The following is a 21,607-nucleotide window of genomic DNA, read 5'->3' as shown; positions in this document are numbered from 1 at the left end:
GCCGTCGATCAGTGGAGCACTGAATGTGGGGGGTGGTGCCCGGTCGTCGGCAAAGGGATCGAAACGGTCATCCGGCGTAACGCCAAGCCCAGTTCCTCGGACAACGAGGCCAGTGCCGGGGCGAAATCGGGCCGTACGATCAGCGAGGCCATCATCATTGCATCTTCACGCGCCCCTTCAGAGGCGGCACCGATCATCTGGGCAAAACAATTCTCATCAGCGCCCAGACATGCACATCCCAGCCCATGACGCACCAGCGAACGGCGACCGTGATGTGCACAAAGTGAACACAGCCGGTCCAGCGTCAGCATCGTGGCGCGTCCCTGATCTGCACCCAGCGCGATGTCAAAATCGCTTGCGGCATTTGCCCGGCCTTCGACCCCATCACCCCAAAGCCGCAGATACATGACGGCTCCGGCCTCAATGGGGTTCAGGTCAGCCAGACGGCCAACAGCCGCCCCGCCACGCGAAGAAGGTGCGCTCATTTTGTCAGGATCAGTTTGCCTGCGCGGGTGATACGCAGCGTATAAAGCTGATCGCCCAGCTCGATATGGGCCAGATTGCCGCCATTGGTGAGGTCTTCCGCCTTGTGGGCCGGAAGCATCGAAACAGCGTAGCTAAGGGTCGAGGTAGGGGTTTGCGCGTTCATTGGGGCATCTCCAGAGCATCTGTGGCACTTGGCCTTGTCTGTCTTCGTTTCGCTTGATCTGGCTGACCCTGTTTTGGGCTGGCTATCTGTTCGTGTGATTAATCTGATAAAAATAGTAAGGTTTGTCAAGCTGCTGTTTTTTCAATCGCTCCCACGGGTCTCTATTGCGCCGTCGCACAGCACGACCTAGGCATTGGATATCAACAAACAAAGGCGGATTCGCAGATGGCAGCAGTTGTCGTATTTGATCTGGATGGCACCCTGATAGACAGCCTTGCCGACCTTGCTGCTGCGGTAAACCGAATGCTGCACGATCAGGGGCAGGCCTCATTGCCTCAGGATACGATCCGGGGATTCGTCGGGAACGGATTACCCAAGCTGGTCGAGCGGGCGATGACGCATTGCGGGCTGGAGCCAACGCTTCACAAGGACCTAACACAGCTTACTCTGAAGCACTACAATGCAGGCGCCTGCGATCAAACCGTAGTTTATCCCGGCGTGATCAAGGCGCTGGACGAGCTTCGAGATATGGGCTGTGCGCTTGGGGTCTGCACCAACAAACCCGAAGCCCCTGCCCGGCATGTGCTGGGCGAACTTGGCCTGCTACCCTATTTCAACACGGTATTTGGTGGAGACACGCTGGATATACGCAAACCCGATCCAGAGCACTTGCACGCCTGTTTCAAGACCCTTCAAGCCGCAGGCCCACAGATCTTCGTTGGCGACAGTGAGGTTGATGCAGAAACTGCGCAACGGGCTCAGGTCCCGTTTTTGCTGTTTGAACAGGGATATCGAAAGTCACCGGTTTCGGACATGCCGCACACGCTCAGCTATGATAACAGTACCGCACTGCCTGCACTTGTTCGGAAAATCCTGACGCAGGCATAGACCCCAAAAAAGGTCGAGGGGCCGGCCAAGGGGGTAAGAAGCCAGCCCCTCATCGGGGGAAATTAGTGAAAGTGGATTGGGCGCACTGGCCCGGTAGTTAATGAAAAGTTAACGCACCTGCGCGGATCGCGAAATTGGGGGATTCCCGTAGTGCTGCGATTTTTTCCCCGATCTTCCAAATTATTTTGCGCGCAGAAGCCTAAAAACTGGGATTTATGCGGCTTTCTCAGCCGCGGCACGCGCGATCACCAGTTCCTCGTTCGTCGGAATGACCATCAGTTTCACACGTGACAGGTCGGTCGAGATGACGCGCAGATTGTCCGCGTTTGCATCGTGGTCCAGTTCAAGACCCAACCACCCCATGTCAGTGCAGATACGATCACGGATATAGGTCGAGTTCTCACCGATCCCGCCGGTAAACACGACGGCGTCCAGACCTCCCAACACAGCGGCCAAAGCGCCCAGCTCGCGGCGTATCCGGAACGTGTAGTAGTTGATGGCATTGCGTGCACCCGGCGTATTCGACGCCTCAAGCGTACGCATATCATTGGTCATTCCGGAAAGGCCAAGCAACCCGGATTTACGATACAGAAGATCCGAAATCTCATCCGCATTCATGCCTTGCTGATCCATCAGATACAGCACAACACCCGGATCCAGCTGGCCACAACGCGTTCCCATCGGCAAACCATCCATGGCCGAGAACCCCATGCTTGAACCGACCGAGCGACCTCCGATCATAGCGCACATCGAGGCACCGTTGCCGAGATGCGCCACAACCACCCGTCCGCCATGTATCAGCGGCGCAGTCTTGGCCAGATGGTCCGAGATGTAATCATAGCTCAGACCGTGGAAGCCATAGCGGCGAACGCCCATATCGTAATACTCGGTCGGCAATGCGAAGGTGTCATTGACCCAAGGGTGGTGGCGGTGAAAAGCGGTATCGAAACAGGCAACCTGCTTGGCATTGGGGAACCTGTCCATCGCAGTACGTGCGCCCTGCAGATTGTAAGGTTGGTGCAGGGGCGCAAAAGGCTCGAGTTTTTCCAGCATCTGCAAGCTTTCGGGGGTCAGCAGAATGGGCCTGTCATTATCCGGGCCGCCATGCACGATGCGGTGTCCAACTGCGGTCACGCCCGCCGACGGGAACTGCCGTTCCAGCAAATCCAGAATATAGTCCAAGGCGCTGGCCTGATCGCACAGCGCTTCAGAAGCGGTATCGGCAAGCACACGGCCATCCGTGGTCTCTGCTTTGATGCGCGCCGCAGGGCTGCCGATGCGTTCCACTTCTCCCGAACAGACAAGGATCGGATCTGCTTCGCCCGCGGAGAACAGCCCAAACTTCAGCGAGGACGAGCCTGAATTCAGTGTGATGATATGGTCCATCAGATCTTACCCGACATCCGCGCCGCATGCAGGGCCGCGACGGCACAGGAAACCAGCCGCGCCTTTTCACCATCTGCGCGACTGGTCAGGATAATCGGTACGCGCGCGCCCAGCACCACCCCGGCAGCCTCGGCGTGCGCGATATACGTCAGTTGCTTGGCTAGCATGTTGCCTGCGTCCAGATTGGGTACGACAAGAATGTCTGCCCGTCCGGCCACCTCGGACACGATCCCTTTGGTGCGCGCCGCGGCCAGGCTGACCGCGTTGTCCATGGCAAGCGGCCCATCGACCAAGCCACCCCTGATCTGCCCCCGCTCGGCCATCTTCGACAGCAATGCGGCATCAATCGACGACCGGATAGCCGGATTCACCGTCTCGACCGCCGACAGAACACCCACTTTCGGAGCGCCAATTCCGATTGAGATTGCCAGATCGATCGCGTTCTGCGTGATGTCGATCTTGGTTTCCAGATCCGGCTCGATATTGATGGCCGCATCGGTCACAAGCAAGGGATGCGGCTGGCCGGGTATATCCATGACGAAGACATGCGTAAATCGGCGCCCCGCGCGAAGTCCACGATCCCGCCGCAACGCCGCCCGTAGCAGTTCGTCCGTATGAAGATGCCCCTTCATCAATGCTTCAGCATGTCCTTCGACAACCAGATCAACCGCTTTGTTGGCGGCGTCCAGATGGTCCTTAACAGGAACGATCTCGACGTCACCCAAGGGCAACTCAATCTCACGCGCTGCTGCAGCAATCTTGTCGGGGTCACCTATCAGGACCGGCTTGATGATGGTTTCACGCGCCGCCAATAAGGCCCCCCCCAGCGAGTTGGGCTCTTCTGGGGCGACAACTGCCGTGGGGATCGGAGGCAGCGGGCGCGAGCGATCGAGCAGTGCATCAAAATGCCGGTGCCGCTCGACGACCAGACCAGGCACTTCAATCTCATTGAATGACAGTTCTTTCTCCGGAGCGATCACGACCGCGATGCCGGACACGATCAGCGCCTCATCACTAGGGCGCATCACCTGAGTTTTCAGAACTACCTCGCGGTTATCGCGTTTTTCGATAACCGTAACTCTGGCCAGCAGTTCTTCACCCGCATATGCCCGGGCGCTAAAATCCAAGCTTTGCGACTTATACAGCGTACCCGCGCCCGGCAGGATATTCCCCAAAACGGCCGAGATCAGAGCCCCAAGAAACATCTCGGGCGCGATCGCCTCGTTTACGTTATCACCGTCCCCATCTTCGTCGGCCAGGTTCAAAGGGTTATGGTTGCCGGAATTCGATGCGAAGACATAAAAATCATCCTCTGTGCAGAACCGAGTCAGCTCGGCGGTGTCACCGATCTGAAGCTGATCAAAGGGCTTGTTGTGATACTGCATTGAAACTCTCGGCGGCTGTTTTGCACCGATCATTATGAGATTTCAGGTAAATTTCCAATGACGTTCGGTGGGTTTTATCGTGTCATGATGCATCGATTTTTGATCGCACTGCATACTTCACGACATGGAGAACAGAGTTTTGATCTGGTTAGTCTTTTCTGACCGAGCATCACGCAGATTGCTGGTCTGAAACTCTTCTTTCCGAAGCCGCATGGAAAACCCCAAGTCGACGAAAGGCGTGTGTCGCGCGGAATGATTTTCATCAACCGCAATGATTTGCGCTGGCATAACGCTTCTGCAGCCTATAGCCCACACAAGACGCTATGCAGTCGATGAAAGTACTGGAGCGAGAGGGGCAATGACCGCTGCCCAAGGGCCTGTCTCGCAGCCTTCGCTCTCGGGGCTATCGTCATCTAACGGTTATGAAGCCTGACCCTACGTCGCCGGTTGTTATTGCAATCATGGATTTCGACCAAACAGACAAAGTCCATGACAGGCCCGCGCTGATTGCCTAGAAATGCCTATTAGATTTGCTTTTGGAACCAGGTGATCCCAGTGGAGCAATTGGCGTTTACATACGAAATGGGTGTGGTCTCGGCGCTTTTGGCCTTCACGGTGTTCTTGTTTGTGTCCGAGATTGTAAGGATCGATCTTTCGGCCATCCTGGTGTTGGTCATTGTGGGTCTGCTGAGTTATGCACCGGGTCTCGAAAATCTGGCAAATGTTCCTCATCTGTTTGACGGGTTTGCGTCCAATGCCGTGATTTCGATCATTGCGGTCATGATCGTAGGGGCGGGTTTGGATAAAACGGGCCTAATGAACAAGGTCGCGTCCGTCATTTTGAAATATGGTGGTAAGTCTGAAAACCGAGTGCTGCCGATCGTTTCGGGCACAGTCGGTGTTATCTCATCATTCATGCAAAATGTCGGGGCGGCGGCGTTGTTCCTACCGGTGGTTAGCCGTATCTCATCGCGATCGGGTATTCCGTTGTCACGTTTGCTTATGCCCATGGGGTTTTGTGCCATTCTGGGGGGGACAATGACGATGGTCGGGTCCTCGCCGCTTATTCTGTTGAATGACCTGATCCAAACTGCAAACGAAGGACTGCCCGAAGCTCAGAAGATGGAACCCTTTGGATTGTTTTCCGTTACCCCCATCGGTGCGGTGCTGATCCTGACGGGGATCGCATATTTCCTGCTGCTGGGGCGTTGGGTGCTGCCGGGCGATTCAGGGTCGGAGAGTACGGGTACCGGGCGCGGGACTCAGGAATATCTTCAGCGGGTCTACGGGCTGAAGGCTGATGTGTTCGAGGTTGTGGTTCCGGCCGACAGCCCGCTGGTCGGGCAGATTCTGGCCGACATCAACTTTGAAAATCACCTCTATATCATCTCGACCTTTTACCGTGGCAAGACCTCGATGGTTCAGGTGTTAACAGCCGAGATTGCCGCACCCTGTCGATTGGCGATAGTGGGTCGGCGCTGGGTTGTCGAAGAGTTTGCCGAAAAGTACGGGCTGACGGTGCTGCCTGATCTGGATGTGTTTGTCGAAGAGTTCGCACCCACGAATGCTGGGGTAGCAGAGGTGGTCGTGACGCCTGACAGCAAGCTGATCGGCAAATGCCCTCGCGAATTGCTGTTCCGTAAAACCTACGGAATGTCTTTGCTCGCCATCCACCGGGGTGAAGAGACGCTGAGTCATGTCGAGACTGAGACGCATGAATCCACCCAGATCGGGCTTGAGAAGTTCAAGGCTGGCGACATGTTGGTTGCTCATACCCGCTGGGACAACCTAATGCGGATAAAGCGTGATCCGGATTTTGTTGTGGTCACCTCGGACTTCCCGCAGGATGAATTGCGCCCGCAGAAAGTAGGCTGGGCGCTCTTGTTCTTCTTGATCTCATTGTCACTGATCCTGTTCACGGATGTGCGGTTGTCGCTCTGTTTGCTGACCGGAGCCGCAGGAATGATGTTGACCCGGGTGCTCAGTGTTGACGAGGCGTATCGAGCAGTTGGATGGAACACGGTCTTTCTGCTGGCGTGTCTGATCCCGTTGGGTCAGGCGGTGCAGAATACCGGGACTGCGGCATGGATTGCGCAGCAGATCATGATCATCTTGGATGGATGGCCGAATTGGGCGCTACAGGCGGGCGTCGCCATTCTGGCGACGGCATTTTCTCTGGTCATGTCAAACGTCGGCGCAACGGTTCTGTTGGTGCCCCTTGCGGTTTCAATTGCGGTTGCGGCGGGTGCCAACCCGGCGGTCTTTGCATTAACCGTCGCGATTTCGACCTCGAACAGTTTCATTATCCCGACCCATCAGGTGAATGCGCTGATCATGGGGCCAGCTGGGTACAAAGTGACCGATTTCGTCCGTTCGGGCGGGATCATGACGATCATCTTCTTGATCGTCTCACTGTTGATGCTGAATGTGATTTTCTGACCCTGTTAATTACCCAGCTAGGCTGATCGTTTGGCCCTGCTCTGACGCCTGTTGTGCGGCAAGGCCGATACGCACAGCCCAGATCCCATCACGCAGTGAGACCTCGGGTTTGGCGCGCTCGCCCCTGACCAGCTCCAGAAAGCCTTTGTGCTGGTAATAAGTCGAGCCATTGTGGTCGCCAGCCGCCAGCAACTCGGGATCAACGGGGATGTCGCGCTGGATTGGGCCTTTCGGTGCGCGAGGGCTGATGATCAGCTGTGGCACAGGCGCGTCGCCCAGATGTTCGGGCCAGAAGCGGCCCGGGCCGGGCACAAGCGCTTCGATCTTGGCATCGCGCCCAATGGCCGAGATTTCTTCTTGATACCGCGAACCCTCAGCAAACATGCAAAGCTCGAGCATCGCGCGCGCGCCCGAAGCAAAATCGACAATGACATAGCCGTGGTCCAGAATATCTGGAGTATCGCCGTCATAAACTTCGTCCAAATGATTGACGGCTTGGCCTCCGCTTGCGGAAACGCGAACCGGGTCTGATTGCAGGATCAGGCGCATGAGGTCGAAGAAGTGGCAACATTTTTCGACGAATGTACCGCCAGTGTTACGGTTGAACCGGTTCCAATTGCCGACCTTTTCGAGGAACGGAAAACGGTGTTCGCGGATCGTGAGCATCTTGATCCCACCACCGGCGGTCGCTGCTTCATCGATCAGCGCCGTGATCGGGGGCATATAGCGATATTCCATCGCGACCCAGATCGGGTGCGGATAACTGCGCTCTAACTGCTCAAGCCGTGCAAGATCGGCAGGATCAGTGAACAATGGTTTCTCGATCAACAGGGGCAGGGGGCGGGTTTCCGCAATCTCGGCCAGTTGATCAACATGCAGGTGGTTGGGGCTGGCGATGACCAGACAGTCCAGATCATTGACTGCCAGAAGGTCCTGAAGGGAAGACATCATCTGCGCGTCGGGTGCAATCGCCTGCGCCTTATACGCCATCTCCGGGTCGGGTTCGAAGATTGCGGCGACTCGTGTGCCCTCAAGCAGAGCAATGTTGTGCAGGTGTTCCTGCCCCATCATGCCGCATCCGATCAGCCCGTAATTGGTGGTCCGGGTCATGCGCAGTTCCTTTTATTTCAGGCGTTGAACATATGTGGCTCGATCTGGATCAAACCATGTTTTTGAAAACTCGATAGGTTCAGCTTTCTCAGACCAACTGAACCGTTCGATATACCCTGCGGCTTGGCCCGCAGGTTTGGTGAAGCCTTCAGGTGTCCAGTCGGGCAGGGCACTGACAGAAACGCGATCCTCTGCCCGTGTGATCCAGAAGCCAAGTTGTTGCTGGTAATAGCGATAAAGCGAGTCGGACAGCAGGTTCTGGTCGATGGTCCCGGCTGATTCGTCCAGCCAGATTTCTTCGACCGCGATGATTGTGTCATTCAGATAACGCATCCGACGTACACGCGAACCGCTATCAGACAAGCCGAACTTCGGCAGTTTCGCAGGCTTCTTGAGATGATCAACCGACAGGATGTCGGCACGCGGCAACCCGCCGCCTTCGGGCAGTTCCAGCCGGAACATAGCATAGACGCTGTTCTGCGTTCCGGTCTCGCGGATGTAGTTGCCCGAACCCTGAATACGCTCCAACATGCCTTTTTTCTCAAGCTCGGCGAGGGATTTTCGCAAGGTCCCGACCGAGACATTTAGGTTCGAAGCCATGTCCCGTTCAGGTGGAAGACGCTCACCATCAATCAGACGGCCCGCAGCAATATCGCGGATCAGAAGCTCTGAGATCTGGACATAGATCGGCAGGGCATTTGGATTGCGGCTGTTGGCGGACATTGAGGGCGCTTCACTCGGTCGCAGGAAAAATTGATACACTATTGATCTACATCAATGCGCTTGCTACGCAAGAGGAAAGTCAAAGATGTACGGAGCGTGAATCAAATGACCATCGTCCCCATCACATCCCCCGACCTGGATGCGGCCGAGGTTTCGTGGTTTGCAGCGCTTTGCTCGGATGACTACCAGTTTCTGGGTGTGCCCGATGGTGATCTGCGATCCAGTTGGGAGCATTGTTTAGGCATCGTGAAAGAGGCCGAGGCGCAAGGCTTTCGCAACATCCTGTGTCCGTCATCGTACCAGGTCGGTCAGGATACGTTGAGCTTTGTTGCAGGCTGCGCCCCGATCACTGAAAAGATCAACCTGCTGGCCGCCGTGCGCTGTGGCGAAATGCAGCCCATCATGCTGGCCCGTACCATCGCGACGCTGGACCACATGCTAAAGGGGCGGCTGACGGTTAACATCATCTCGTCCGATTTCCCGGGCGAGAAAGCCGACAGTGCGTACCGCTATCAGCGTTCGCGCGAAGTGGTCGAGATCCTGAAACAGGCCTGGACGCAGGACGAAATCAACCATGCGGGCGAGGTCTATAACTTTTCAGGCCTGACCACCGACCCGGCTCGGCCTTACCAGACCGGTGGCCCACTGCTGTATTTCGGCGGCTACTCGCCGTCTGCTTTGGACCTGTGCGGTGAACATTGCGATGTCTACCTGATGTGGCCGGAAACAAAGGATCAGTTGGCCGAGCGGATGAAAGCCGTTCATGCAGTTGCCGAGAATTACAATCGTACTCTGGACTACGGCCTGCGCGTCCACATGATCGTGCGGGATACCGAGGCTGAGGCACAGGAATACGCCGACTACATCGTCTCGAAACTGGATGACGAATACGGTCGCGCGATCCGCGAGCGGGCGTTGGACGCGACATCATTGGGTGTGGCGCATCAATCCAAGAACCGCGATCTGGCGGATGAGTATGGTTATGTCGAACCCGGCCTTTGGACCGGCGTCGGACGCGCACGGTCGGGCTGTGGTGCTGCGCTGGTCGGTTCGACCGATCAAGTTATGTCTAAAATCGAAGAGTATCAGAAGATGGGCATTCGCGCCTTCATCTTTTCGGGCTATCCGCACATCGACGAGGCCAAGCATTTTGGCTCCCGCGTGATGCCCAACCTGAAAACCTGCTCGCTTCCCGAAGCCTACGGGCGCGTGCCAGCAACCACCCCGGCAACCCCGCTGGGCAACGGAGTTCGTCGCTAATGCAACGTGTGAAACTATCTGACACGCTGGAAATGAGCCGCCTTGTCTATGGCATGTGGCGCTTGGGTGATGACAGTGACACCTCGACAGCGCATGTCGAGGCCAAGATACAGGCTTGTCTGGATCAAGGGATCACCACCTTCGACCAGGCAGATATCTACGGTGGATACGCAGCCGAAGCTGTTCTGGGCAACGCCTTGCGCGCCAATCCCAGCCTGCGCCAGAAGATGGAGATCGTCACCAAATGTGACATCGTCGCGCCAATGGGTCGCTATGCGGAGGCCAAGGTCAAATACTACGACACGTCGCGCGCGCATGTTCTGAAATCGGTGGATACGTCTCTGTCGGAAATGGCGATTGACCACATCGACCTGCTATTGATCCACCGCCCTGATCCAATGATGGACCACACTGAAACCGGTGCAGCGCTGGACGAGGTGGTTGCGAGTGGCAAGGTCGGGGCTGTAGGCGTGTCAAACTTCCGCCCTTGGGATTGGTCTCTGCTGCAGTCGGCAATGAAAACCCAGTTGGTCACCAATCAGATTGAAATCTCGCTTGGAGAGATCGGTCCGTTTACTAACGGCGATCTGGCGTTCCATCAACAGCATGGACATCCGCTGATGGCGTGGTCCCCGCTTGGCGGGGGCCTTTTGATGGCCGGAAACCCTCCGGTCGGTGTTGTTGCAGATGAGATCGCCGCAGAATTTGGTGTGGACCGAGCCGCTGTGGCCGTCGCCTTCCTGCTCGCGCATCCGGCAAACATTCTGCCTGTTCTGGGCACAAATAATCTGGGCCGTATCAAGCGCGCGTCGGATGCGTTGAAGGTCAAGCTGGATCGTGAAAGCTGGTACCGCCTGTATGAGGCGGCGCTGGGACATGAGGTGCCATGATGAACGCAATCTCGCGCGATATGAACCATACATTCGTCCCGCATAAGGACGACACGCGAACCCTGCGCGATGCTTTTGGCCGTTTTGCCACCGGAGTTACTGTCGTGACCTGCGACAGTGAGGATGGGCCAATCTGCATTACCGCCAACAGCTTTTCGTCCCTGTCGCTGGATCCGCCGCTGGTGATGTGGGCGGGCGACCGCAATTCGCGCCGGTTTCGTTATTTTCACGCGGCGCGTCATTTCAGTGTGCACGTTCTGTCTGCTGAACAGGCCGAGCTGTGCTTTGGCTGTTCAAAAGACGCCCATGCGCTGCGTGATATCGAACATGACCGTTGTGAAAACGGCACCCCGTTGTTGCCGGGTAGTCTTGCCCGGTTCGAATGCGAGCAGCACGCTTATCACGATGCAGGCGATCATGTGATCGTGGTGGGCAAAGTTCTGAAAGTCAGCATGGCGGATGGAGACGCGCTGACGTTCTTTGCCGGAAAACTCGGCCAATTCGCGCAGAGCTAAGCGCGATATGAAGACTGCGGGTCAAACCCGCAGCTGACAGTGGGAGGATCCGCATGGGCGGACTGGCATCGGCGTTGACGCCGATTGCATTCGTGAACGAAACCGTGCTGCGTCTGGGCCGCGCGGTCGGTGTTGTTGCGATTGCAGTTATGGTTATCGCGATCCTGATTCAGGTGTTCTTCCGATATGTCTTGGGTAACGCCCTGCCATGGCCGGATGAGGCTGCCCGGTTCTGCATGCTCTGGATGACGGGCCTGATGGCCCCCACAGCTTTCCGTCGCGGAGGGTTCGTCGCCATCGATATGCTTGCACGTTTCCTGCCGCGCGTGCTTGGTCAATCGCTCAATTTGTTCCTGCTGCTGATCTCGCTGGCCGTGTTGCTGGTTGCGGTCAATATCGGCTGGTCTGAGGTTACGGGCTTTGGTGGCCGGTTCGCCACTGCGGCGTTGTACCTGCCTACCTCTTTCGGGTTCGATGAATGGTACCGTATTCCGCGCAGTTGGATGATGGCCTCGCTGCTGGTTGGGATCATCCTGCTGATCTCGGTCAATATCGAACTGATCTTGCGGTCGATAGTAACCATGCTGGGCGGAGCACATCTTTTGCCTGAAATTCCCGAAGCTGCGGTGGGGGCTGAATAAATGCTGATTTGGTTCCTGCCCACCTTCCTGATTTTCCTGCTGATCGGCCTGCCGGTCTTTTTCGCACTGCTGGCAGCGCCCGGCATTCTGCTATGGCTTAGCGGTCAGACCAACGACATTACGCTGCTCTATCGCAATGTCTATAACGGTATGGATAGCTTCCCGCTGATGGCGATCCCTTTCTTCATGCTGGCCGGAGAACTGATGAACCGGGGCGGCATTACCATCCGACTTGTGGAGTTCAGCCAGGCCCTGATGGGCCACCTGCGGGGCGGCCTTGCGCATGTGAACGTCCTCAGCTCGATCCTGTTCGCGGGCCTTTCAGGGTCCGCTGTCGCTGATACTTCGGCGCTTGGGTCAATGCTGATCCCGGCGATGGAGAAGCAAGGCTATACCCGCAAATTTGCCGCCGCGATCACGGCAGCCAGTTCGGTGATCGGGCCGATCATCCCGCCCTCGGGCATCATGATCATCTATGCCTATGTCATGGGTGAAAGTGTGGCTGCGCTCTTTCTCGCTGGCATCGTGCCTGGGGTCATGGTCGGTGTCGGTTTGATGCTCATGATCAAGCTGATGGCGGATCGCTACGACTTCCCGGTCGCCAGCCGTAAATACACTTGGCCGGAACGCCGTCAGGCCAGCCTAAAGGCGTTCTTCCCACTGATGACCCCTGTGATCATCCTGGGCGGAATACTGGGTGGCATCTTTACCCCGACCGAGGCTGCCGCTGTCGCCGTAGGGTATGCCTTCATCATCGGTTTCTTCGTCCTGCGCACATTGACGTGGAAAGAAGTCCCCGAAGTGCTCAGCAACGCAGGCATGACCTCAGCTGTCGTCCTGTTGTTGGTCGGGGCGGCAATGGCCTTCAAGACGGTCGTTAGTCTTAGCCATGCGCCGGAGCAGCTGGCCTCGCTAATCCTCAGCCTGTCGGAAAACCCGCTGATCCTGCTGTTCCTGATCAACCTGCTGCTGTTCATCGTCGGAATGTTCCTGGATGCAGGCCCCGCTATTATCATCCTTGGCCCGATCCTCGGTCCGATCTTCACCAGCCTCGGTGTAGACCCGATCCATTTTGCCATTATCATGAGCGTCAACCTGACTGTCGGTCTGGCCACCCCGCCCATGGGGCTGGTGCTGTTCGTAGCCGCCGCCGTGTCTCGGGAACGGGTTGAAACCATCGCCAAGGCAATCCTGCCGTTTCTGGCGGTCGAAATCATCGTGATCTTCTTGATCACATACATCCCCGCACTATCCATGACGATCCCGAGGATAACGGGATTTGCAAACTGAACTGAGTATCACAGGGAGGAAACGCATGCTCAGAAGATTTATCAAAACCGCAGCGGTGGCCACGTCGCTAGTGGCCGCGTCTGCGATTGCCGCGGCAGCCGCCGACTACACGCTACGCGCCACAGCAAACTCGAATGAAAACGACGAAGACTATGACGGTCTGGTCGTTTTCAAGAACTACGTTGAGGCGGCCTCGAACGGAGCCATTGAGGTTGAGCTGTTCATCGGTACGCAGCTCTGCTCGAACGGTGCTGAGTGTCTGCAGGGCGTGGCAGACGGTACGATCGACATCTACATCTCAACCTCTGGAGGGGCCTCGGGCATCTTCCCTTACGTGCAGGTTCTGGACCTGCCTTACCTGATGGCCGATGACCGCATTGCCGAACATGTCCTATCTGGTGATTTCACCCGGCAGATGCGCGACATGGCGCTGGAGGATTCCGGCGGTGCGATCCGTCTGATGACAATCGGCAATACAGGTGGCTGGCGCAACTTCGCCAATACACAACGCCGTGTCGCCGAGCCGGCTGACATGGAAGGTCTGAAAATCCGCACCGTGGTTGCCGACCTGCCGCAGGAGCTGGTCAAAGCACTGGGTGCATCACCGACCCCGATCCCGTGGCCAGAACTGTTCACCAGCTTCCAGACCGGCGTGGTTGAGGGCTCGAAAAACGGCATCACTGACATCATGGGTATGAAGTTCCCTGATGCAGGCCTGCAATATGTCACGCTGGATGGGCATGCCTACATGGGTGCGCTGTGGTGGATGAACAACGCCAAGTTCCAGGAGATGCCAGAAGATATGCGCCGCGTGGTAGTCGACGGGTTTTATGCGCTGCAGCAGGCGACCTTTGCCTCACCCAAGCGCAAGTCGATCCAGGCGTATGAGGATTTCGTTGCCGGCGGTGGTGACCTTTATGTCCTTACACCCGACCAGAAAGCTGCGTTCAAAGAAGCCGCAACCCCGGTCTATGACTGGTTCCAGTCCAATGTGGCACGTGGTGATGAGATCTTTGTAGCGTTGACTGACGCTGTGGCAGCAGCCGAGGCGGATGTTAATGCCTCACGTGATGCGGATCTGAACTGAATTGCTGGGCCGGGCTCTGGGGTCCGGCCCTCACCGAAACGGGTACATCCACCCTTTGTAGTCGTTGACCAGAAGATGCGCCTTCTCGATCTGCTCCGGCGACATTTTTTTGACCACTTCTTCAAGGCTGATCGCCGCATCGGGGTCGCCGCCGATGGCGCTGAGCGTATACCACATGTACGCTCGAACCAGATCAGGCGCGGGCATGCCCAGACCCAACTCGTAGTACCAACCGATACCAGATTGCGCTCCGGGATGACCTTTCATCGAGGCGCGCAAGTACCATTCAAACGCGCGTTCATAGTCCTGTTCGACTCCAAGTCCCAACCCGTACATCACACCGATCAACTCCTCGGCTTCGGCATTGCCGGATCGCGCTGCTGGCATCAACTCTTCGCGCGCAGCCTCAAACTCTCCGGCCTCCATCAGATCGCGTGCTTGTTCCAGTTCAGCCAGCGCTGGGGTCGCGAGAAGGCAAAGGGCAAATACAAACTGGCGCATGGGATTTCTTTCCTTTTGGCAGGGACTGTGGCTGCTCAGGATCTGCCGCGCCCGCTGACGGATGACGATTTCATCCCCTTTGATATGGAACAGGCCGCTATCGGTCATCAACTGTTTTACGATTCCATTTTATCGGGAAACCGGAACATAAGCTGCGCCCATTGCCATCACCCGGATTTCGGCACCTCGGACGGCTTGTCGCTTGGCATCGGAGAAGGCGGGATGGGCTTGGGGCCAGACCGGACGCCGGGCATCGGAACGGACAAAATCCGCAAGCGAATTCCCCGCAATTCGCCGGGGCTTTGGAACCTTGGTGCAAAGGAACTTCACACGGTTTTCCATGATGGCCGTCTGAGTATCTCTGACGTCTACGGTAACGGTTTCAACTCACCCGCGCAGGAGTGGTTGCCGGACGGCTTGAATTCGCTGCTGGCCGCGCAGGCGCTTTTCCCGCTGACTTCGCAGTTTGAAATGGCCGGGAATGTGGCCGAAAATCAGGTCACCGGCGCGGTGCATGACCGCATCGACAAGGGCTGGCCGATCCTCGCCAAACGGGTACGCACCGATCCGCGCTATGGGCCCGCCATGGTCAAGGCGTTCGATGACATCGACACGACCGAGGACATCACGATAACTCAGATCACCAACGCGCTGGCCGCATTCATGGCACTGGAGTGGCGCAGCACCAACAGCCCGTTTGATCAATATCTGGCCGGAGACCATGCCGCTCTGACGCCAGAGCAATACGATGGTATGACCTTGTTCTATGGTGAGGCAGGTTGCGCAAACTGCCATTCCGGCCCGTTGCTATCGGATCAAAAATTCCACGCGCTGAGCTTGCCGCCATTTGGACCGGGCAAGACCCGCCAATGGGACCCCTATGCCCGCGACGTGGGTCATATGGGTGAAAGCAACCGTCTTGAGGACGCCTATCGTTTCCGCACACCGATGCTGCGCAATGTGACAGAGACGGCGCCCTATGGTCACAACGGTGCCTTTCCCGATCTGGAAGGCATTATTCGCCACCACTTGAACCCATCTCAGAGCCTCGCTGCCTGGACCCCTGATTTGGCCGGGCTGCCCAACGTGCCGTGGCTTGAGAATGTTGATTTCATCGTCTGGCAGGACCGGTTCGAGATGGAGCGTCATCGCCAGAAAATTGACATCGAACCGCTGGAACTGACCGATGCCCAGGTCGCAGATCTGGTGGCGTTCATGGGTGCATTGACCGGGACCACACTGGATGCGCCACTGTTCGGTGTGCCAGATGGGTTTGAGCCCTAGAGCCAAGTCTCATAGCGTGAAAACAACTAATGCGCCAAGTGCGATTGTTGAGAGAAAGAATACCAGGCTTCGGTCATATCGGTTCTCTACGCGTCGCCAATCCTTCAGGCTGCCGAATATGAACTCGATCCGATTACGGCGTTTGTAGCGACGCTTATCGTACTCCACCGGTCTCTTTCTCTGTTGCCAATCTGGAATACACGCGCGTAAACGCGGTAACTGCCGTCCGACTCTGACATTCGGACGGACGGTTTGCCACCAAGGAGGCAAGCATCTATTTTCTTTGAAAAAAGTGGTGAGCCGTGCAGGATTCGAACCTGCGACCCACTGATTAAAAGTCAGTTGCTCTACCAACTGAGCTAACGGCCCACTCTTTTTAGGATCTCTTCGATCCGCAGCACTCTGTAAGGTAAATACCCGACCGGGTTCAAGACCTTATTTCGTACTTCAGTTCGCCGTCATTCGTATGAGTTCGGCGCCCCGATAGGCGGCCTAATTAGGCAGGTGGAACTGGGGGGTCAACCCCTTTTTTCAGGAATCTACGCGACAGGGTGGATTCATGTCCGGACCGGCGTTATATGCCCGCCATGCAACAGATACTCGACACCGGTTTGGCCTTTATGAAGATGCACGGGTTGGGCAACGACTTTGTCGTTGTCGATGCGCGCGCGCATGCCGTGCCGGTCACCCCGGCCCTTGCCAGGGGAATCGGGCACCGGCAGTTCGGCGTGGGATTCGATCAGTTGGCGGTGATCGAACGCGGCGAAGCGGATGCGCATCTGGTGTTCTACAATGTCGACGGGTCGACTTCGGCTGCGTGTGGCAACGCCACGCGCTGTATCGCTCGGTTTCTGATGGACGAGACGGGCAAATCCGAACTCACGCTCACAACTGAACGCGGCACACTGCAGGCCCGCGACGCTGGCGATGGACTGACGTCGGTGAATATGGGGCACCCCCAACTTCTTTGGAACGAGATTCCCCTGGCGGAAGAGATGGACACGCTGGAACTGCCGATAGAAGGTGGTCCAACAGCGACCGGCATGGGCAACCCGCACTGCACTTTCTTTGTCGACAACGCCGAGGCCATTCCGATGGAAGAGTTCGGCGAGCGTTACGAATACCATCCACTCTATCCCGAACGCACCAATGTTCAGGTCGCACAGATAGTCACACCCGACCACATCCGCATGCGGGTGTGGGAGCGAGGAGTGGGGATCACTCTGGCCTCGGGGTCATCGTCTTGTGCCACGGCCGTCGCTGCAGCACGCAGAGGTCTCACTGGGCGCAAAGTACAAGTTGACCTGGATGGCGGCACAATCTGGATCGACTGGCGCGAGGATGGGGTCTGGATGACGGGACCCACAGCCCATGTGTTTTCGGGCACGCTGACGCCTGAATACCTGAGGTCACTGGAATGAACCCGCCTAAGTTCAGCACTCTGGGCTGCCGCCTGAACGCCTATGAGACCGAAGCGATGAAAGAACTGTCGCAGCAGGCTGGCCTAACGGATGCTGTGATCGTCAACACCTGCGCGGTGACCGCCGAGGCCGTCCGCAAGGCGCGGCAGGAGATTCGCAAGCTGCGCCGCGAAAACCCCTCGGCACGTCTGATCGTCACCGGGTGCGCGGCGCAAACCGAGCCGCAGACCTTTGCTGCTATGGACGAAGTAGACGCGGTCATCGGCAACACCGAAAAGATGCAACCGGATACCTGGAAAGGCATGGCCGCCGATTTCATCGGTCAGACCGAGGCGATTCAGGTTGACGACATCATGTCTGTCACGGAAACCGCCGGGCATCTGATTGATGGCTTCGGAACCCGCTCACGCGCCTATGTACAGGTTCAGAATGGCTGCGATCATCGCTGCACCTTCTGTATTATCCCTTACGGCCGGGGCAATTCTCGCAGCGTCCCTGCGGGCGTTGTGGTGGATCAGATCAAACGATTGGTCGATAGGGGCTACAACGAAGTTGTTCTGACCGGGGTCGATCTGACCTCATGGGGCGCGGATCTGCCCGCTCAGCCGAAACTGGGCGATCTCGTGATGCGCATCCTTAAACTGGTGCCCGATCTGTCTCGTCTGCGCATCAGCTCAATCGACTCGATCGAAGTCGACGAGAACCTGATGCATGCCATCGCGACCGAGCCGCGCCTGATGCCCCATTTACATCTGTCCTTGCAGCATGGCGACGATCTGATCCTGAAGCGCATGAAACGCCGCCACCTGCGCGAAGATGCGATTCGTTTCACTGAAGACGCCATCAAATTACGACCCGACATGACTTTTGGCGCGGACATCATCGCTGGCTTCCCGACCGAGTCCGAGGCTCATTTCGAGAATTCCCTCAAGCTCGTCACCGAGTGCAACCTGACCTGGCTGCATGTATTCCCCTATTCCAAACGCGAAGGCACTCCGGCAGCCCGCATACCGCAACAGATCAACGGCAATGTCATCAAAGAACGCGCCGCGCGCCTACGCGCCGCTGGCGATGCACAAGTCATCAAGCATCTGACGGCACAGATCGGCAAAACCCACAATATCCTGATGGAAAATCCCACAATGGGCCGCACCGAACAATTCACCGAAGTAACCTTCGGCAACGCCCAACCCGAAGGCGAGATCGTAATCGCGACGATACGGGGGCACAGCAAAGCTCAATTACAAGTGTGATCCGTTGTTCATCTGGCCCAAAATACCTCGGGGATGAATTGGCCGCAGGCCAAGAAGGGGCTGGCCCCTTCCACACCATCGCAACAAAAAAAACCCCCGTCACCGTGATGGCGCGGGGGTTTAGTTTTTAGTTATACGTCGACCTTAGTCCAGACGTTTGCCCTTTATCGGTGCCCACAGGCGCTTGTTCACAAGGTACAGCAGAACAGACAGAACTGTCAGGAACAGAACACCGACGAAACCGGCATTTTTGCGCTCCATCATTTTCGGCTCGGCGCTCCACATCAAGAAGGCTGCTATGTCTTCGGACATTGCCTCAACGGTTGCAGGATGTCCGTCGGCAAATTCAACCTGATCTTCTGCCAGCGGCGGAGCCATGGAAATCCAACCACCGGGGAAGGCCTTGTTCTCATAGAGAACAGTACCGGCTTCTTCCTTTTCTTCACCGGTATAACCATCCAGAAGCGAGGCAATATATTCCGCGCCCCCCATGCCTTTGACCAGCTGGTTGATGCCCAGACCGTAAGGACCATGGAAACCGGCACGGGCCTTCGCCATCAGGCTCAGGTCAGGCGCGCCGACACCGTTGTTGGCCGGGAAGTGGTCGGTCGGGATTGCCGGGCGGAAATCGTCCAGCTCGGGATCGAACACCTCGAAGTTGTCGGCCGCGTAGGTGATGACTTGCTCTTCCGAATACCCCAAATCTTCAAGGGTCCGAAGAGGTACATATTGCAGACCATGGCAGGCTGCGCAGACCTCGGTATAGATCTGTAGGCCGCGCTGAAGCTGGTTCTGATCCCAGGTTCCAAACGGTCCCTCGAACGAGAAGTCGAAATCTTCGATGTGCTGCTCACCGCCACCTGCCGCAAAAGTCGAGGCGGGCGCAAGGGCCAAAGCGAACGCGGCACCGATTGCAAGTTTCTTGAACATGTTTCCGGTCCCTCTTCTTACTCGGCCGGCGTGGCGTCGGCGTTTGCCTTGCCATAATGCGCGTTGAAGTCTTCTTCGATGGTTTCCGGCTGCGCCTCGGGTTTTTCGATGACACCCAGGATCGGCAGGATCACGAAGAAATAGGCGAACCAGTAAGCCGAAGCGATCAGCGAGAAGGTCGCATAGGGCTCTTCCGCGGGCATCGCACCCAGCCACATTAAAGCAAAGAAGTCGATGATCAAAAGGTAGAACCACCATTTGAACATCGGACGATACTTGCCCGAACGCACGGTCGAGGTGTCCAGCCAAGGGGCTAGGGCCATGGCCAGGATCGCACCAAACATCGCAATCACACCAAAGAACTTGGCGTCGATGATGCCGCCGGTGATGAAGCTGGCGAACTGAACGACCCAGACTTCGCCAGTGAACGCACGCAGGATCGCGTAGAATGGCAGGAAGTACCATTCAGGGACGATGTGCGCAGGAGTAACCAGCGGGTTGGCTTCGATGTAGTTATCCGGGTGACCCAAGTAGTTCGGCATGTAGCCCACGATGGCCCAGAACACGACCAGAATGACCGCCAGCGCGAACAGGTCCTTGATCACGAAATAGGGCCAGAACGGCAGCGTGTCTTTCTCTGCCTCGGCTTTCGAGCCACGGCGAACCTCAACACCTGTCGGGTTGTTGTTGCCTGTGGTGTGGAAGGCCCAGATATGCACGATCACAAGCGCCGCGATAACAAACGGCAGAAGGTAGTGCAGCGAGAAAAAGCGGTTCAGAGTGGCGTTGTCCACCGCAGGTCCGCCCAGCAACCAGGTCTGGATCGCATCACCAACAAACGGGATCGCACCAAACAGGCCGGTGATCACGGTCGCACCCCAGAAGGACATCTGCCCCCAGGGCAGAACGTAGCCCATGAACGCAGTGCCCATCATCATCAGGTAAATGAGCATCCCGATGATCCACGTAATCTCACGCGGGGCTTTGTACGAGCCGTAGAACAGGCCGCGGAAGATGTGGATGTAGACTGCTACAAAGAACAGCGATGCGCCGTTCATGTGCAGATAGCGCAGCATATAGCCGCCGTTCACGTTGCGCATGATGTGTTCGATGCTGGCAAAGGCCAGATCAACATGCGGGGTGTAGTGCATCACCAGAACGATACCGGTGACGATCTGCAACGCCAGGCAGAACGCCAGGACGATGCCCCAGATCCACCACCAGTTCAGGTTCTTGGGGGTTGGGATCATCAGGGTGTCATAAAGCAGGCCGACGATGGGCAGACGGCTGTTCAGCCACTTCTCGCCATTTGTCTTCGGCTCGTAATGATCGTGGGGAATTCCGGACATAAGTTAGGTCTCCCTTAGCCGAGCTTGATGGTGGTGGCGTCCACCCATTCAACGGGCGGAATGGGCAGGTTTTCAGGCGCGGGGCCTTTGCGGATACGACCGGCAAGATCGTAGTGCGAGCCGTGGCAGGGGCAGAACCAACCGCCAAAGTCGCCAGCATCGCCAAGCGGCACACAACCCAAGTGTGTACAAACACCCATCTGAACGATCCACGCCCCTTCTCCTTCGCCTTCGGGCGAAGGCATGACGCGATTGGCATCGGTCGCTGGTGCGTCGGCGTTCAGGTTGAAGTTACGAGCCAGCGGGTCAGGCAGCGCGTCGACACCTTCAGCGTCCTGCTCCTGAGCTTCCTGAATCTCGGCACCTGTGCGGTGACGGATGAAAACAGGCTTACCCAACCACTTTGCAGTCAGCTGCGTACCCGGCTCTACCCCGCTCACATCCACACGGATCGAGGACAGCGCCTGAACGTCTGCCGATGGGTTCATTTGATTTACCAGGGGCCAAACGGCAGCCCCGGTGGCAACGACACCTGCGCCGCCAGCGACGTAGTAGAGGAAATCTCTGCGGGTGCCTTCGTGGTCTTCAGCTTGGGACACGAGGTTA

The 21,607-nt window shown here is 57.0% G+C and carries 21 protein-coding genes and 1 tRNA gene; 11 read left to right on the top strand and 11 right to left on the bottom strand.

Annotation, left to right across the window (positions count from 1 at the left end; translation table 11 throughout):
* Positions 1-8: 8 nt before the first annotated feature.
* A complete protein-coding gene (locus ACRZ96_RS17225) occupies positions 9-485 on the bottom strand; it encodes a hypothetical protein (RefSeq protein ID WP_480814871.1) in 477 nt (158 codons plus the stop codon).
* On the bottom strand, positions 482-649 hold the full coding sequence (gene hemP / locus ACRZ96_RS17220; protein ID WP_170398358.1) for a hemin uptake protein HemP: 168 nt from the start codon (positions 647-649) through the stop codon (positions 482-484). The genes ACRZ96_RS17225 and hemP overlap by 4 nt, the downstream gene beginning before the upstream one ends.
* 225 nt (positions 650-874) lie before the next feature.
* Between hemP and gph the strand changes: the two genes are divergently transcribed.
* Positions 875-1,537: a phosphoglycolate phosphatase gene (gene gph / locus ACRZ96_RS17215; RefSeq protein ID WP_480814870.1), complete on the top strand. Its 663-nt coding sequence runs from the start codon at positions 875-877 to the stop codon at positions 1,535-1,537.
* Between the two features lie 213 nt (positions 1,538-1,750).
* Here gph and ACRZ96_RS17210 read toward each other — a convergent pair whose 3' ends face one another.
* Together ACRZ96_RS17210 and ACRZ96_RS17205 are read right to left on the bottom strand one after the other, a co-directional pair.
* Positions 1,751-2,923 carry an acetate/propionate family kinase gene (locus ACRZ96_RS17210; RefSeq protein ID WP_480707427.1) on the bottom strand — a complete coding sequence of 391 codons (1,173 nt, stop codon included), beginning with the start codon at positions 2,921-2,923 and terminating at the stop codon, positions 1,751-1,753.
* Positions 2,923-4,308 (bottom strand): bifunctional enoyl-CoA hydratase/phosphate acetyltransferase, encoded by a 1,386-nt coding sequence (locus tag ACRZ96_RS17205; protein ID WP_170802521.1) that lies wholly within the window; start codon positions 4,306-4,308, stop codon positions 2,923-2,925. Before ACRZ96_RS17205 ends, ACRZ96_RS17210 begins: the two co-directional genes overlap by 1 nt.
* 582 nt (positions 4,309-4,890) lie before the next feature.
* On the opposite strand from ACRZ96_RS17205, the gene ACRZ96_RS17200 reads away from it, so the two are divergent.
* On the top strand, positions 4,891-6,747 hold the full coding sequence (locus tag ACRZ96_RS17200) for an SLC13 family permease (protein WP_170398548.1): 1,857 nt from the start codon (positions 4,891-4,893) through the stop codon (positions 6,745-6,747).
* A 9-nt stretch (positions 6,748-6,756) separates the two neighbouring features.
* On the opposite strand, the gene ACRZ96_RS17195 is transcribed toward ACRZ96_RS17200, so the two are convergent.
* Together ACRZ96_RS17195 and ACRZ96_RS17190 are read right to left on the bottom strand one after the other, a co-directional pair.
* Complete coding sequence (locus ACRZ96_RS17195; RefSeq protein ID WP_170398308.1) at positions 6,757-7,857, bottom strand: Gfo/Idh/MocA family protein; 1,101 nt, start codon at positions 7,855-7,857, stop codon at positions 6,757-6,759.
* A gap of 12 nt (positions 7,858-7,869) precedes the next feature.
* Positions 7,870-8,580 (bottom strand): GntR family transcriptional regulator, encoded by a 711-nt coding sequence (locus tag ACRZ96_RS17190; protein ID WP_170398311.1) that lies wholly within the window; start codon positions 8,578-8,580, stop codon positions 7,870-7,872.
* A 105-nt stretch (positions 8,581-8,685) separates the two neighbouring features.
* Between ACRZ96_RS17190 and ACRZ96_RS17185 the strand changes: the two genes are divergently transcribed.
* From ACRZ96_RS17185 to ACRZ96_RS17160, 6 genes are read left to right on the top strand one after another with little or no spacing between them, the layout of a single operon-like run.
* A complete protein-coding gene (locus tag ACRZ96_RS17185; RefSeq protein WP_480814869.1) occupies positions 8,686-9,840 on the top strand; it encodes an LLM class flavin-dependent oxidoreductase in 1,155 nt (384 codons plus the stop codon).
* Entirely contained in the window at positions 9,840-10,730 is an 891-nt protein-coding gene (locus ACRZ96_RS17180) for an aldo/keto reductase (protein ID WP_480707429.1), read from the top strand. The genes ACRZ96_RS17185 and ACRZ96_RS17180 overlap by 1 nt, the downstream gene beginning before the upstream one ends.
* Complete coding sequence (locus tag ACRZ96_RS17175; RefSeq protein ID WP_170408253.1) at positions 10,730-11,245, top strand: flavin reductase family protein; 516 nt, start codon at positions 10,730-10,732, stop codon at positions 11,243-11,245. Before ACRZ96_RS17180 ends, ACRZ96_RS17175 begins: the two co-directional genes overlap by 1 nt.
* Before the next feature lie 53 nt (positions 11,246-11,298).
* Positions 11,299-11,886: a TRAP transporter small permease gene (locus ACRZ96_RS17170; RefSeq protein ID WP_170398319.1), complete on the top strand. Its 588-nt coding sequence runs from the start codon at positions 11,299-11,301 to the stop codon at positions 11,884-11,886.
* The gene (locus tag ACRZ96_RS17165; RefSeq protein ID WP_170398321.1) at positions 11,887-13,176 is read left to right on the top strand and encodes a TRAP transporter large permease; all 1,290 of its coding nucleotides are present in this window, start codon (positions 11,887-11,889) and stop codon (positions 13,174-13,176) included. It abuts the gene before it with no gap.
* Positions 13,177-13,201: 25 nt separating this feature from the next.
* Complete coding sequence (locus ACRZ96_RS17160) at positions 13,202-14,263, top strand: TRAP transporter substrate-binding protein (protein ID WP_170408182.1); 1,062 nt, start codon at positions 13,202-13,204, stop codon at positions 14,261-14,263.
* A 30-nt stretch (positions 14,264-14,293) separates the two neighbouring features.
* Here the strand turns inward: ACRZ96_RS17160 and ACRZ96_RS17155 are convergent, their stop codons facing one another.
* Positions 14,294-14,764: a tetratricopeptide repeat protein gene (locus tag ACRZ96_RS17155; protein WP_480707430.1), complete on the bottom strand. Its 471-nt coding sequence runs from the start codon at positions 14,762-14,764 to the stop codon at positions 14,294-14,296.
* A 15-nt stretch (positions 14,765-14,779) separates the two neighbouring features.
* Between ACRZ96_RS17155 and ACRZ96_RS17150 the strand changes: the two genes are divergently transcribed.
* Positions 14,780-16,048: a cytochrome-c peroxidase gene (locus ACRZ96_RS17150; protein ID WP_480707431.1), complete on the top strand. Its 1,269-nt coding sequence runs from the start codon at positions 14,780-14,782 to the stop codon at positions 16,046-16,048.
* A 293-nt stretch (positions 16,049-16,341) separates the two neighbouring features.
* Here ACRZ96_RS17150 and ACRZ96_RS17145 read toward each other — a convergent pair.
* A tRNA-Lys gene (locus tag ACRZ96_RS17145) sits at positions 16,342-16,417 on the bottom strand.
* Positions 16,418-16,626: 209 nt separating this feature from the next.
* Here ACRZ96_RS17145 and dapF point away from each other — a divergent pair.
* Both dapF and mtaB read left to right on the top strand, forming a co-directional pair.
* Positions 16,627-17,469 carry a diaminopimelate epimerase gene (dapF, locus tag ACRZ96_RS17140; RefSeq protein WP_480707432.1) on the top strand — a complete coding sequence of 281 codons (843 nt, stop codon included), beginning with the start codon at positions 16,627-16,629 and terminating at the stop codon, positions 17,467-17,469.
* On the top strand, positions 17,466-18,722 hold the full coding sequence (gene mtaB / locus ACRZ96_RS17135; protein WP_170648334.1) for a tRNA (N(6)-L-threonylcarbamoyladenosine(37)-C(2))-methylthiotransferase MtaB: 1,257 nt from the start codon (positions 17,466-17,468) through the stop codon (positions 18,720-18,722). The genes dapF and mtaB overlap by 4 nt, the downstream gene beginning before the upstream one ends.
* 144 nt (positions 18,723-18,866) lie before the next feature.
* Here the strand turns inward: mtaB and ACRZ96_RS17130 are convergent, their stop codons facing one another.
* Genes ACRZ96_RS17130 through petA form a run of 3 tightly spaced genes read right to left on the bottom strand, consistent with a single transcriptional unit; the run spans position 18,867 to position 21,600 of the window.
* Positions 18,867-19,652, bottom strand: a complete 786-nt coding sequence (locus tag ACRZ96_RS17130; protein ID WP_170398299.1) for a cytochrome c1 — start codon at positions 19,650-19,652, stop codon at positions 18,867-18,869.
* Between the two features lie 17 nt (positions 19,653-19,669).
* A complete protein-coding gene (gene petB / locus ACRZ96_RS17125; RefSeq protein WP_170398296.1) occupies positions 19,670-21,001 on the bottom strand; it encodes a cytochrome b in 1,332 nt (443 codons plus the stop codon).
* 14 nt (positions 21,002-21,015) lie between these two features.
* The gene (petA, locus tag ACRZ96_RS17120; protein ID WP_170398293.1) at positions 21,016-21,600 is read right to left on the bottom strand and encodes a ubiquinol-cytochrome c reductase iron-sulfur subunit; all 585 of its coding nucleotides are present in this window, start codon (positions 21,598-21,600) and stop codon (positions 21,016-21,018) included.
* Positions 21,601-21,607: the final 7 nt, after the last annotated feature.

The organism is Ruegeria sp. CF1, assembly GCF_056537445.1.
The sequence above is the reverse complement of the archived record's forward strand: the minus strand, read 5'-3'. Positions and strand labels throughout refer to the sequence as shown.